Origin of the sequence: Nonomuraea zeae, assembly GCF_005889725.1 — a bacterium.
In the GTDB taxonomy this organism is placed as follows: Bacteria; Actinomycetota; Actinomycetes; order Streptosporangiales; family Streptosporangiaceae; genus Nonomuraea; species Nonomuraea zeae.
The window spans coordinates 34,252-46,553 of the sequence record NZ_VCKX01000002.1; the positions used below are offsets into that span (position 1 = coordinate 34,252).

Here is a 12,302-nt window from a genome sequence, read left to right on the forward strand (position 1 = left end):
GTGACCGGTACCCTCGCGCGCACGCGTCCGCGCGCGTCCGCGTCCGCGCGTCCGCATAATGTGCGCGCGAGGCAGATTCGGCGGATGAAGATGAACATGAACATCACGCCTTGTAGTGCTGGCAGTAGTTGCTGAGCGTCATTGCCAGGTCGTTCCATCCCGCGTCGTCGTCCTGGTCGCCGGCCACGACGCGGGCCCGGTCCCACCACGCCAACGCGACGGCCTTCGGGCTCGCGCCCTCCAGCACCGCCAACCTCCGCTCCCAGTGGTAGGTCTGGTTCGCTGCCCGCCGGGTGTCGGCCGCAGGGAACCGCGAGCAGAACGTCTGTAGCGTCACGACGAGGTTGCTCCACCCGCTGTGGTCGCCGCGGCGGGCCTGAGTGGTAGCAGTCGCTCTCGCCTGGTCTGACCAGGCGTAGGCGACACCTTTCGCGCCGAGCGCGGCGTTCTGCTCCCGCCGCACTTCCCAGTGCCGGCGCCTGTTGCCCACGCTGGACTGCGCACGAGGCGCTCGACGAGTCAAGGCGTCTCCTCAGCACGTCGAGGGCCGGGTGGCAGAGGAGGCGGGGCGACTTGCGTGGTCGGCGCGTCTAGTGAATCAGGCAAGATAACGCGGGGAATCTCCTCGTCCACCGATTCCAGCTCCGGCTCGCTGAATGCCTCCGAGGAGACGTGGCGAGGCGACACCTCGGCCAGGCCGTGTGGCCGCCAGTGGCCGAGCAGAACAGCCGCACCGGCGACCATCGCCACCGGGTTCTCGTCGCCGAAGTCGAACCACTCTCCGTGCTTCCGGTATTCACGGAAGCACTCGTGAAGGTCCAGTTCCACGTCGATGCTGCCGGGAATCGCCCAGAGCAGCCGCAAGATGACCGGGGACCCGATCTGCATAGCGGCCAGTCGAGTCTGCAGGTTGCTGCTGATTCCGATCTTGACGAGGCGGACCTCGTCGCAGCCAATGACGTAGACCCACGACTGAGGATTCCCGGCCCCGGCGAGAGCGGCCTCATACCGTTGCCAGCGGAAAAGGCGCTGGTTGTAAGCGCGCCGCTCACTGCTACTCATCGGCTCGTTCATGCCGGCCTGTCCTGCCGGATCATCTCCAGGAAGTCTTGGTCGGCCTTCGTGCGGCGCTTCTGCGGCGGCCTGGCCTGCTGCTCGGGCTCGGCGGGCGGAAGCGCCTGCTGCTGCTTGGCCTCGACAGCGGCCCGGCGAGCGTCCGGGATCGTGTGCCGGTGCTTCTCGTAGCGCGCCGCCAACCGGAACGTCCGCTTGGCCGCCGTTTCCAGAAGTTCCTGAATCTCAGCGAACGGGGACGTGACCCGGCTGTGCCGCCACCACGCCTCGAACGAGCTGTACCCCTCGGGGGGGTTCTCCTTCCACATGGCTTCGGCGTCGCGCCGGACCTGGGCCACGAACGCAGCCTGATCCGACAGCACCCGGCGAAGCTGGGCGGCGAACGCCTGCACCATCTCCGGCCGGTCCAGCATGTCGCCGGACCACCCCGGCCCGGAGGTGTTCCTGCTCATGAAGCAGTCCTTTCGCGGCGAGTTGCACCGAGCAGACGGCGGCGCGTGCGCCCGTCCAACTGGCTGAGCCATTCGTTGCGCTTTCTGCGCCCGTACGACTCGACGCAGCCGCCCTCACGCGCGAGGTCGGCACCGGTCGGTAGCTCACCTTTCGCGACAGCCTGTTGCCAGTGGCGCCACATCGCGTCTGTGGCGCTCGTGGTAGCGGTCTCGGTGTCGTCGATGTCGTCGTCGGGCTCCTCACGGAGCTGCCAGAGGATCTCCTCGGCGTCGAGATCCGCCACCTCGTCCGCTACCTCCGGCGCTACCTGGTCTCCGGTAGCGGTGCCGGTGTCGCTCTGGGTGGCGCTCGTGGTGTCGTTCGGGGGCAGCGGGACGGCACGCAGTGACACCCTGCCCGCCACCAGATCCGCTACCGACGGCGCCACCCCGTCGCGGGTGTCGGTCCCAGGTGGCGGGATGCGCCGGCCAACGACCATCGAGGCGAGCATCTCGATCGTCGCCGCCGCCTCCGGGTCTCGCTGGGCCAGCACCGCGTCCGAGAGGCGACGCGTCTCCTCCGCCAGTCGGGCAGCCTCGCTCAGCCGCCGCTTACCGGTGATCGCGGGATGGTCGAGGTTCGCCCACGGCGCCATCGCCGTGTCGAGCAGATCCGACAGGCTGTCCGCCCCGCCGAGCGCCGTCACCAGGTCGAGCAACATCTCCTGCGTCCGCGGGTTCCGCGCCAGGTCGGTGTGCTCCACCGCCTGGTCCAGGAACCGGTCCCGCTTAGTCAGTGCGGCAGCGATCTTCCGATCGGAGGAGTTCGCCTTGCGCAGCTGATGCAGCTTCTTCACGGCAAGGGCGACTCGCTTGAGCCTGCGGTGGGCGTCCACCTCGGACGCGGTTCGGTCGGTGGCCTCTGCGATGCCCAGGCGGACGAGGATCCGCTCTGGAGTGAGGCGCCAGTTGATGCCTGAGGTGCCGCGGATGCGGTGGCGTTCGATGGCCATGCCGCGCTCCCACAGCCACGCCGCGACCAACGGGGCCGCGAGCCGGAACACGCCCTCCGGCAGACTGCGCGCCTCCATGGCAGCCAGCACCGCCGATACGGCGGTGAACATCCACACGGCAACGCCGTCGATGCCTGCGGACAAGTTCTTGCGCATGCTGGCCCTGGCGCGCTTCGCCGAAGTGACGACGGCGATCTCCAGGAAGGCGAACATCAGCGCCCGGAGTGGCCAGGGCACGTCACCGATGATCCGGTCGAGGAATTGCCACATGCCTTGTCCGGCAACGATGGTGGCGATGCCGGCTGCGATGAAGGTGAGGCGGTCGGTGCCACGAGCGTCGTCCTTGAGCGGCTTGTCCTGCTGCCGCTCGGCGTCGGCCTCGCGCTGGAGTCGCTCCCGTTCGCGGTCGGCTTCGATCTGCTCCGTGTCGCGCTGGGCGCGCAGCCGTTGTTCGTCGAGCTCGGCCTGGGCGGTCTTGGCGCGAGCCTCGGCCTTAGCGGCTTCTCGCTCGTCCCTGGATCGCCACAATGCGCGGGGGTGACTGCGCTCGGGGGCGTCCGGGTGGCTGGTGCTCACGGCTCTACTCCGTTCTCTGGCCGATGGCTGTGTCGCGTGCCCGCCCAGGGCTTGCTCCCTGGGGTGCCGGCGTCGTACCGGACGGGCTGAGATCGAGATCTTCACAGGCGGTTGACTGCCTCCTGCATCGCAGCCAACTCTGCGTTCACGAGGTCAAGCAGGTCCTCGGCAGCCGCGAGGCGTGCCCGCTCGGTCGTGAGGGCTTCCTGCTCGATCTGGAGAAGGGTGCTCTCGACGCTCATCGGTGCAGGCCCTTCTGCTGGGCGAGGTGCGCGGGTGTGAGCCAGTGGGTGCGCTTGGGGTCGTCGCGCCAGCGGACGCCGATCAAACCCATGGACGGGCTGTGCCCGACGACCTTGTAGGGGCAGAAACGGCGGTAGAAGGCGACGACGACCACGGTCAGGAGAGTCAGCCAGACCAGCGCGCCCACGATGGGCAGAAGCGTGTCGAGGAGGTTCACCGGGCCACCCCCGCCAGCCAGCGATCCAGCGCGGCGGTAACCTGCGGGCGCTCGGTGCCGGATGGCACCAGCGCGCAGGTGTCGAGGACGAAGTCCTCCAGCGGTGCCCGCTCGGCGAAGAACTCGGTGCCGCCAGGCGTCAAGGGCAGTGTGTATGTGGAGTACAGGGGGTCCAGGAGGTGCGGCTCGATCCGTACGGCGCCGACACCGGCCGGCTGGTCGAGGCCTTCGATGGCCAGCCCGCGGTCGAACACGACCTCGGTGACCTTGTTGGTCGTGTGGTCGGGGACGAGCAGCGTGACCGCGAACGGGTCGCTTCTCCGGTAGATGAGCAGGCAGAAGTACGGCCGCTGGTCGCCGGCCGCAGCCTCCCACAGGATGATCGGCTTGCGGACGCTGACTCTGTACCCGCTGGGGACGATGTTCTTAATCGACCGGCGGACGGCTCGTCCGGCCAAGCAGACTATGTCGAGGATGAGGTTCTGCATCACGACACCGCCCCGGTCAGCGTGCCGCGGGCGATGGAGATCTGGACGAGCATCGCGTGAGCGAGCCGCTCGGCGTCGTCGAGCGAGATCAACTTGAAGCTCTCCCGCCAGACGCTGATGCGGGCGCCTTCATCGGGCTGGTAGGTCAGCTCGACCGCCTCGCCGGCGACCGGCTTCTGGTCCTCGGCCACGCACGTCCCGGGGCCGAGATCGGTCGGCAGGTGCTCGACGCACCACGGCTTGCAGGGCGGGCGCTGGTCCGGCTGCTCCTGCAGTTCAGCCGTACGCTGGACGGGGATGGTCACGGCGATGTGTGCCATGATGGGCATGTACCTTTCGTCCTCGGCGATGTCGGGGACACGCGGGCGGCCCGGATCTTGGCGGTGAGGGGCCGCCATTCGCGTGTCAGGGGAGATGGCGCGCATCAGGCGACGACCTCGGCGTTCGAGGAGAGCGGATCGGCCACGATGGGGTTTGGTCCTGCAACCCAATCCGCAGCGTCAACCAGGCCCTTCAGCGTGGCGGCCTCAGCCATCTCGTGAATGGCAGCGGCCGGGATGAAGTAGCGCCGCGCACCCACGCGTACGGCAGGAAACCGGCCGCTGTGAATCGCTCGATAGAGCCCCATCGGCGAAATCCCGAAAAGGGACGCGGCCTTGGCCACGCTGTAGAACTTGGGATCATCGCCTTCGCTGCTGACCTGTTGGTCTGTGTTGGTCTCAGTGACAGTGAAGCCAGAGGCAGCCAGCGCTTGAGCGAAGATCCTTAAGATCACAGGCGCGAGGGCCTGATCCTGCATGAGAGCTCCGATCCAACGAGTCGAGTCACATGTCTCACGCCAGACCTGGCGGAGATCACATAACTACACGACTAGAGGAGTTGTCTCTCACATAATCCACACTCGTATAGAGGAGTTCAAGGGTTATCGGGCAGGAAGTTGGTACGACAGAACGTAGGCGTCGCTCGACATGACCGTGTCGCACACCTCTACAGCACGCCCGTCCTGCGCAAATGCCGTACGGATGAGGTGAAACACGGGGACACCAGGAGGCAGTTTCAGCGCGGTGATCTCATCACGCAGTGGCATGCGGGACCGGATCTCTTCGTCGAAGTGGTCCAGCCGATACCCGAGCTCTTCCAGGCGGGCATAAATGCCGCCCGGGCCGCTGTCTGGCTGAGCGATCTGCGTGTCCCGCGCGATGGCCGCCGGCACGTAAGAAGTGGCCGTTTCCACAGGTCTTCCATTGATCAGATATCGGCGGGACCTTACTACCACCCGCACATCGTCTTGAAGGCCCAAGCGCTTCTGTACATCTGCCGAGGCGTCCTCCTCCGTCACGCGGATGGAGTCAACGGCAGGTTTGCCCCCGGCGCCCTCTGTCTCTGCGATGAAGGCGGCTTTGCCCTGCTCCCTGTGACGGCGGGCGAAACGGTCCGAGGCCAGGCGACGTACCGGAGGATTCCTCCGTACGAAGACGCCACGCCCGTGCTCTGCAACGGTCAGCCCTTCGCTCTGCACCAGTTGGAGGGCGTTGCGAACCGTCATGCGCGCTACGCCGTAATGCTCGATCAGTTGGGCCTCGGACGGTACCTTGTCGCCCGGAGCAAGCTTTCCCGAGTTGATCGCATCCCTTACGTGATCTGCGATCTGCTTGAACACCGGCCTGTCGCTGGCGCTGTCGATCGCGGGAAGCATGAGATCGGCCACGCCAACTCCTCAACTCGTACAGACGTGTACTAGCGTGAGTTTAGTCAGTCAGTCACTAATTCCAGGAGGGTCACGTGGGCCACGACAGTCGACACTCGGTCAGCGTCGCAGGCGTGATCCTCGACGAGCACGGTCGAGCTCTCCTCATTCAGCGGCGCGACAACGGCCACTGGGAAGCACCTGGCGGTGTACTCGAGCGGGACGAAGACATCATGGCCGGCCTCGTACGGGAAGTCCGGGAGGAGACCGGACTGGAGGTCGAAGCAGCAGTCCTCACCGGCGTGTACAAGAACATGACACGTGGGATCATCGCTCTCGTCTTCCGCTGCCGCGTTGTCGCCGGCGTACCAACGGTGACGGAGGAGGCGAAAGCGGTGATGTGGGCGACAGCTGAGGATGTCCGCACGCTGGCCACGGAAGCGTTCGCCGTTCGGGTTCTCGACGCGATGCAACTGTCAGAGATTCCTGAGATTCGGCACCATGACGGAACCAATCTCCTGCTCATGGAGCACGAGGTCTGCGACGTCTGAGCAGCCCGCCGTCACGGTGGCCCGTATGGGAGACGTTCGAGGAGGTCAGCTTGCACGTAGCCCGAGGGATACTCGGCCTAGGGAACGCCTAGGAGTTGTGTCCTGTGCGGTCTCGAGCACGGCTCGATCAACTCAGCTCTGCAACCTGCCTGTCAGTTCGGCGGCCCGCGACAACGTTCACCTACGCGGGCCGGTCCTCCAACGCCTGATACCACGGCATCGTCCTATACCAGGCGTCTCCCCGTACACCAACGGCGTCCCGGAACAGCCAGAGGGCATTCGCGTAATAGCGGTCACGCTGCTCAGGCTCAGGTAGATCCATAAACTGCATCGCACCGTTGCATGCCTGACAGAGCCAGCCCCGCGCACGCTTCTCTCGGTCGTCGTGATCAAGGCCGACTGGCGCCTTCTGGCGGGGGTACCGTTTGGCGGCACTCAAGTGGCACACCTGACACTCGCTGCCAGCAACGGACCGGAACGAGGCGATCTCAGCGGCCGTGATATCCACGCCACAGCCCTGGAGTCGAGTTGCCACTCGCCGATCCTCGATCATGGGCTTGATACCGGGGATGAGAGAGTACGGCACGGGGTTGTCCCGGTAGTACTTCAGCCGCTCCAGCCAGCGCACGGAACCGTACCGAGTACCGCGCGCAACGCGGCCGAGTGTGGGCAAGCAACCGTAGACCCGGTGAGACGACGTCAGGTCCTGGACGTAGCACACCGATCCGAGCCATGCGCCGCGGTCGTCCGGGTGGTCGAACACGTCAACCACGCGGACAACTGGAACACCCCACCGATCGTCTTCGACGCCGAGAGTCTCGTCACGTTCACAGATCAAGCACCGCCAGCCGCGAATCTGCCTCAGCTGCTGCAGGCTCGGCTGGTTACGCCGCTCGGAATGCCTTTTCGAACCGGGGAAGCGTGCGAAGGCCACGTGACGTGGGATGCACGCCGAGCACAGCCCCAGGGTTCTACGATCGGCAAGTGGGTCACGTTGGCATGGCCCAGGACAAGGGCTTTCTGGGGTGCAGCTACACGAACGACAGGGCTCAAACTCCGTGAGAAGTCGTTGATGGTCCTTGTAGGACGCCATCTCCGTGGGCATAGGGGCACAGTAGCTTTCGACACCGACATATTCTGCCGGGCTCCCGCTACGTCGCCTTCAGGCCGTAGGCGGGCCCGAAGGACAGCACAGCACAGCACCTGCGCCTGAGACGCTCCGACCCTTGCGGAAGCTGTACCTTCATGCGGGTGAAGGTGCTACAAGAGGGGCCGCTCTTCAAGTTCTCCGACTGGCCGAATGACTTGGTTCCTGACATCGCTATCGGCGTGTACACCGTGTGGCACGGAGACATGCTCCTCTACGCCGGCATGAGCGGTCGAGAACTGCGACCAGAGCAACTGGAGATTCAGCCCGGCCAGCCACGGAAGCCTCAGGGGTTATGGACCCGGCTGCGAGCGCACGCGTCCGGAAGGCGGTCAGGAGACCAGTTCAACGTCTACATCTGCGACCGTTTGGTCATCCCCACCCTCACTCCCGAACAGCAGGCAGACCTCGGCCGCGGTCACCTTAGCCTTGATCAACTGACCAGAGACTACATCCGGAAGCATCTCGGTTACCGATTCCTAACCTGCACGAGTGCGTCAAAGGCTCGTGAGATCGAGAGCGTCGTCCGAGCCGGTGGCCTGCGGGCTGGCCCCCCGTATCTCAATCCTCTGAGAGGCCCAGTGCTGGGTCTCGCTGTCGGCCTTGAGTCAGATGTCGTCGACGTGGAGTCCCCGGTGATGAAGCCGGGATGACCTGACCATTCGAAATCGCCCGCGCGAGTGGCTAGGGCATCACCACGGTGGCATCGTGGAGTCACATCCTCGCCGTGAGACCTCCCGTGAAGACCCGGCCGCCCTCACTGCCGTCCTACTCGCGATCGGCCTCACTGTGCTGGAGGACGACGGTGCTTGGTCGTGGGCCTCAACGTTGGTCGGCGGTGCGCTTTTACTCGTGATCGCAGCCTTCCTGCGCTTTCCGCGGCCGTACTCCTTCTGGAGTGCCCTGTTGAAAGGCATCGCGGTCGGTTCGGTCATCACCATGTGCGTTGCGATGATCACGGCCTATCCGACGCAGCAACTTCTGCTGGGGTTATCACTGTTCCCCAATAAAGTGGACATGCCAGGGGGGTCGTACGCCGACCGCGTCGCCGATGTGGCCATAGGTCAAGTGGTGCCGTGGGCCATCATCACTGGGGTGGCCGTCACGACCGGATACGTCGGCGCCTGGAGCTGCGGCCGTCGAGAGAGAGCCTCCACATCCCGACTATCACAACCGTTGTCAACGCGGCCCAGCAGCAGTTACAGCCGCGGCCGGAAGTGCTCCCGGCTACATCGCACGAGTTGGGGGTACACCCTGGCGCTCATCCTGCTCGCTTTCCTTCTCGGCCGCCGATGGAACGTCACCCGATGACATCGAGGCCGTGCGCGCACGACCGCTTGCTGCGGGGGTACGAGGCGGCGGCGAGGCTGCACCGCAACGATCACACTGACGAAAGCGGAACAACTGCTCACCGCCGCACAAGAAGAAGCCCGGCGTGTGGCCGACCGGCGGGCGTTCGGCCGGTCAGTGGCCGCGGCCCTGCAGTACGGCGGTGCCATGTAACGGTTTTCGGAGGCTATCTCAACGGGATGCCGCGCCTGAGGTCGCAGAGGTAGGGCGCCCGAGCGCAACAAGCCCACGCGTATCGTGGGATTTCCGATGGTGGGCTGACGGCAGAAGGTGTACAAACCGAGAGCAACGTACCGGGCGAAGGAGAAACCCCGTGGCCGAGAAGCTCACCACGCACAACGCGCAGGTCACCACAGCCACGGTTGAGGTGAAGACCCTCACCGTCTCCGGCAAGCGAGTGACTCTGTCAGTCTTCCGGCAACTCCGCGAGCGTCGCCTGGTATCCCCTGCTGATGGCAGCCTGGCCGGTGTTCCATGGGGCTACGTCAACTATCACCCGGACAAGTGCGACAGCGACGGCGAACACCTGCATGTCATCTGGCAGATTGGAGACAATCTCTACCGCAACCGCGTTGATGAGCCCATGTGGTTTGAAGAAGTATTCTATTCCGAGTGGGCCGGTGACGCCATTCAGGGCAAGTACTGCAGCAACGGGCATCAGCGGCCAAAGTGGCTTGATCGCGTCAACATCTGGGACGACGACGAAAGCGGCCCTCGCGACGCGTCCACATTTAGGATCAACGCCGTCACCTGCGAGGCTCCCGCCGTCTACATGTACCACCACTCGATAGAAGAGTGTATGAGTGAAATCGACAGCAAAAAGGCGTGGGACTGCCTAAAGGCTGAGGTGGCAGAGGAAGCTGCGCGACGTAAAGCCCTCAAAGAACGATGGACCGAATTGTCCGCATTGCCTCAACTGTTCATCGCCGTCTGACATCGGGCAGGCCGCATCGTGCGCTTCACCTGGGTCTGGACCGTCGCGCGTGGGAGCAACGGAGCAAAGTTAAGGTTTTGCCATCGGGCATGGCGATGCTCAACTGATGCCATGCAGGTTGTCTTCGCTGCACTTATCGCTGTCGCAGGAACCCTTCTGGGCTCACTCACGACCTTCCTCTTCCAGAGATGGACGGTCACCCGTACCGAGAGCTTCACGCGGACAGAGCGGCTCCGCCAGGAGCGCATGAAGGCTTATAGCGCCTTCGCCGGCGCTGTTCTAGATCTTCGTACCAAGCAGGGGGCACGATGGGGGGCGAAGAGACGGGCGGACGCGAGTCCGGAGGCGTACGCGGAGGCCAAAGCGGTCCAGAACCTGAGTCGAGCCACTGCGTGGCAGGCGCTTTGCTTGGTACGCCTGCTCACGGACGATGATGAGGCTGTACGGCTTGCCAGTGCGGCGATGGAACTCGCTGCCGACATTCATACGCTGGCAACCCTCGAGGAACTGGATAAGCGCATGGGCGAGGTTCGGCAGGCCATCGACAGGTTCATCGACAGGGCCGCATTGCTCGTGCGCTAGAACGGCCTTGCCAATGTCATCGAGCCTGGAGGAACCTCGGGAGCCCATCAGGCGCTATCGAGTCGGACTCGGCGACCTCTGGCTCCAGATGTTGGCGTTCGCGAACATCTGGAGCCAGAGCCGGGCCGACGTTCAGACCTTCGTGGCTACAGCTCGGGCGGCGCCATGTAGCTGCCGTCGGGGTTGCGACGTGCTCCGTACCGCAGCGTTCCCTCCGACAGGTGGTGGATGCCGCAGGCGCGGGCGAACTCGACGATGTCGAAGTTGGGGTCGTCGTGGCCGAGGACTTGTGCGGTCACCCACATGACGTTCACCTTGACGCGTTCGGCATCGTCCGGCTCGAGAGCCTGTTGCGACTTCTTCGTGTCGAGGTCGCGACTGTGGCCGGCTCCGTCGAGCCGGTAAGGGGCGTCGATCCAGTCGTGGTGTTTGATCTCCGCCGCGAAGTGGCGGGCGAGACGGCTGAGTGCCATCGGTGTCCCTCCTAATAGGACCAGGGCGGCTGGGCGACCCTCCGAATAGGTCGCGCCGCTCGTCACCGGACTCTACCCGGCCGCGCGGCGAGCAGGGGCCAGATCAGGACCTTCGGAAGGCGCTGCTGAGCAGCACCCGGAGCTAAGCCTTCGGCTTGCGCGAGCGACGGACGCTGCACCGGATAGACCATCCTTCCTCCGGTCTGCGCGTACGCCGCGGCGAGCCGATTGAGGTAGTCGTGGCGAATTGCTTCGGCATCGAAACCCTCCGTCTTTGCCGCCGAGTGCGATGCTGAAGGGGGCAACCCGAGGACCGAACAGGGGATGTCGAGGGAATTCATGGACGATACGACCGCTCGTGAGCGGCTAGAAGACATGCTCGCAGAATTGGACCGCGCGATCGGGGTTCTCCAAGGTGACCCTGTCGCCATCCGCGAGCACTCGGCGGCCGCCGCAGGAGACAACCTGACCGACGCCGATCGCGCCCAGGCCATGTTGAACGTGGCCACCGCACAGCGCCGCGCAGTGATCGAAGCGCTCAAGCGCATCGACGAAGGTGTTTACGGCAGGTGCGTCGACTGCGGCAGGCCGGTGTATGAAGCACGCCTGGAGGCACGTCCTGAGGCACCGCGCTGCGTACACTGCCAAGGTAAGCAGGAACGACGGCATATCTCAGCGGACCTGGAACCGGATGTCCGACCGTCATCACCTACATCGGAACCGTCCGGCACCTCAACTCAGCGTGCCCTGGAGGGCTGGGCTAACCAACTGGCGATCCTGGCGGCTCGAGATCACGCCGGACCACCTATGGCCCATCTCGCACGTTCGCCGATTGAGGCCGGTCTCCGTGTGGCACTGGGGCTGCATGCCGCCACCGGCGAGGCGGCAGGGCTTCCAGTGACGATCTATCTGGAAGATGGGCGGCGCTCTTCAGACGTTGAACGCGCTGTTCGGGATCTACTCGCGGCGCATGGCTTGGAGGACTGGGGGTGGTCGTCACCCATTCATGGCTCCTGGCTGCGTACGCTGTTTACGCGCGGCAAGCAGGTCGCGAGTTCAGAAGTCACCAAAGAACTACTCGATGAAGTGCGACGAGCAATTGAGTTGCGAACCTTGCATGAGCCGCAGGCCGCCGTGGATGAGAAGAAGTGCGCAGCCGCCACAGGACTGATCGCTGCTCTCAAGGACGAGCGCCGCGCAGCAGTAATGATCGGGTCGATCCTGATTCTGAAGGATGTAGAGCTGCTCATCGTTCGAGAGCTGACACAGCGTGAACTCTGCTACCTCGAACGCAATCCGGAACTGCTCAAGTGCCCAGGCCAGCTTCTTGACGACCTGCAAAGCTTGCCAGAGGAGCCGGCTACTGCCGTAAGACACGGTGCTTCACAGCCTGAACTCAGCGGTCATTTCGGCGGGGTCGGCGGCGCGGACGATGACTGACATGCCGGTGACGGGTCCGATTGAGTAGGAGCTTCAACTTGGGGCGCTTCGCGGCATGAAACGAGAGACTTCTGTCAGGATCTTGCCGACATGAAC

At 64.7% G+C, this 12,302-nt stretch carries 19 protein-coding genes; 6 read left to right on the plus strand and 13 right to left on the minus strand.

Going from position 1 to position 12,302, the window contains the following annotated elements; genetic code table 11:
- Window positions 1-103: 103 nt before the first annotated feature.
- The 10 genes from ETD85_RS00790 to ETD85_RS00830 form a co-directional block, all read right to left on the minus strand.
- On the minus strand, window positions 104-523 hold the full coding sequence (locus ETD85_RS00790; RefSeq protein ID WP_138687608.1) for a hypothetical protein: 420 nt from the start codon (window positions 521-523) through the stop codon (window positions 104-106).
- Entirely contained in the window at window positions 520-1,074 is a 555-nt protein-coding gene (locus ETD85_RS00795) for a GIY-YIG nuclease family protein (protein ID WP_138687609.1), read from the minus strand. The genes ETD85_RS00790 and ETD85_RS00795 overlap by 4 nt, the downstream gene beginning before the upstream one ends.
- A complete protein-coding gene (locus tag ETD85_RS00800; protein WP_138687610.1) occupies window positions 1,071-1,526 on the minus strand; it encodes a hypothetical protein in 456 nt (151 codons plus the stop codon). Before ETD85_RS00800 ends, ETD85_RS00795 begins: the two co-directional genes overlap by 4 nt.
- Window positions 1,523-3,094, minus strand: a complete 1,572-nt coding sequence (locus tag ETD85_RS00805; protein ID WP_138687611.1) for a hypothetical protein — start codon at window positions 3,092-3,094, stop codon at window positions 1,523-1,525. Before ETD85_RS00805 ends, ETD85_RS00800 begins: the two co-directional genes overlap by 4 nt.
- 101 nt (window positions 3,095-3,195) lie before the next feature.
- Window positions 3,196-3,336, minus strand: coding sequence for a hypothetical protein (locus ETD85_RS62795; RefSeq protein WP_170246440.1), 141 nt, complete (start codon window positions 3,334-3,336; stop codon window positions 3,196-3,198).
- Window positions 3,333-3,554 carry a hypothetical protein gene (locus ETD85_RS00810; protein WP_138687612.1) on the minus strand — a complete coding sequence of 74 codons (222 nt, stop codon included), beginning with the start codon at window positions 3,552-3,554 and terminating at the stop codon, window positions 3,333-3,335. Before ETD85_RS00810 ends, ETD85_RS62795 begins: the two co-directional genes overlap by 4 nt.
- Window positions 3,551-4,042, minus strand: coding sequence for an SsgA family sporulation/cell division regulator (locus ETD85_RS00815; RefSeq protein ID WP_138687613.1), 492 nt, complete (start codon window positions 4,040-4,042; stop codon window positions 3,551-3,553). Before ETD85_RS00815 ends, ETD85_RS00810 begins: the two co-directional genes overlap by 4 nt.
- Window positions 4,042-4,371 (minus strand): hypothetical protein, encoded by a 330-nt coding sequence (locus ETD85_RS00820; RefSeq protein ID WP_138687614.1) that lies wholly within the window; start codon window positions 4,369-4,371, stop codon window positions 4,042-4,044. The genes ETD85_RS00815 and ETD85_RS00820 overlap by 1 nt, the downstream gene beginning before the upstream one ends.
- A 95-nt stretch (window positions 4,372-4,466) precedes the next feature.
- Window positions 4,467-4,841 (minus strand): helix-turn-helix domain-containing protein, encoded by a 375-nt coding sequence (locus ETD85_RS00825; RefSeq protein WP_138687615.1) that lies wholly within the window; start codon window positions 4,839-4,841, stop codon window positions 4,467-4,469.
- Window positions 4,842-4,964: 123 nt separating this feature from the next.
- Window positions 4,965-5,750 carry a GntR family transcriptional regulator gene (locus ETD85_RS00830; RefSeq protein ID WP_206058005.1) on the minus strand — a complete coding sequence of 262 codons (786 nt, stop codon included), beginning with the start codon at window positions 5,748-5,750 and terminating at the stop codon, window positions 4,965-4,967.
- A gap of 74 nt (window positions 5,751-5,824) precedes the next feature.
- Here ETD85_RS00830 and ETD85_RS00835 point away from each other — a divergent pair, with 74 nt between their 5' ends.
- Entirely contained in the window at window positions 5,825-6,280 is a 456-nt protein-coding gene (locus ETD85_RS00835) for an NUDIX hydrolase (RefSeq protein ID WP_138687616.1), read from the plus strand.
- Between the two features lie 181 nt (window positions 6,281-6,461).
- Here ETD85_RS00835 and ETD85_RS00840 read toward each other — a convergent pair whose 3' ends face one another.
- Window positions 6,462-7,214 (minus strand): endonuclease domain-containing protein, encoded by a 753-nt coding sequence (locus ETD85_RS00840; RefSeq protein ID WP_170246441.1) that lies wholly within the window; start codon window positions 7,212-7,214, stop codon window positions 6,462-6,464.
- 311 nt (window positions 7,215-7,525) lie between these two features.
- Between ETD85_RS00840 and ETD85_RS00845 the strand changes: the two genes are divergently transcribed.
- From ETD85_RS00845 to ETD85_RS00860, 4 genes are all read left to right on the plus strand, one after another.
- Window positions 7,526-8,080: a hypothetical protein gene (locus tag ETD85_RS00845; protein WP_138687618.1), complete on the plus strand. Its 555-nt coding sequence runs from the start codon at window positions 7,526-7,528 to the stop codon at window positions 8,078-8,080.
- Between the two features lie 136 nt (window positions 8,081-8,216).
- Window positions 8,217-8,738 (plus strand): hypothetical protein, encoded by a 522-nt coding sequence (locus ETD85_RS00850; RefSeq protein ID WP_138687619.1) that lies wholly within the window; start codon window positions 8,217-8,219, stop codon window positions 8,736-8,738.
- Between the two features lie 352 nt (window positions 8,739-9,090).
- Entirely contained in the window at window positions 9,091-9,711 is a 621-nt protein-coding gene (locus ETD85_RS00855) for a hypothetical protein (RefSeq protein ID WP_138687620.1), read from the plus strand.
- Window positions 9,712-9,822: 111 nt separating this feature from the next.
- A complete protein-coding gene (locus ETD85_RS00860; RefSeq protein ID WP_138687621.1) occupies window positions 9,823-10,293 on the plus strand; it encodes a hypothetical protein in 471 nt (156 codons plus the stop codon).
- A gap of 146 nt (window positions 10,294-10,439) precedes the next feature.
- On the opposite strand, the gene ETD85_RS00865 is transcribed toward ETD85_RS00860, so the two are convergent.
- Together ETD85_RS00865 and ETD85_RS00870 are read right to left on the minus strand one after the other, a co-directional pair.
- Entirely contained in the window at window positions 10,440-10,766 is a 327-nt protein-coding gene (locus tag ETD85_RS00865; RefSeq protein ID WP_138687622.1) for a hypothetical protein, read from the minus strand.
- Window positions 10,767-10,828: 62 nt separating this feature from the next.
- A complete protein-coding gene (locus ETD85_RS00870; protein ID WP_138687623.1) occupies window positions 10,829-11,107 on the minus strand; it encodes a hypothetical protein in 279 nt (92 codons plus the stop codon).
- Between ETD85_RS00870 and ETD85_RS00875 the strand changes: the two genes are divergently transcribed.
- Window positions 11,106-12,206 (plus strand): TraR/DksA family transcriptional regulator, encoded by a 1,101-nt coding sequence (locus tag ETD85_RS00875; protein ID WP_138687624.1) that lies wholly within the window; start codon window positions 11,106-11,108, stop codon window positions 12,204-12,206. The genes ETD85_RS00870 and ETD85_RS00875 overlap by 2 nt on opposite strands.
- Window positions 12,207-12,302: the final 96 nt, after the last annotated feature.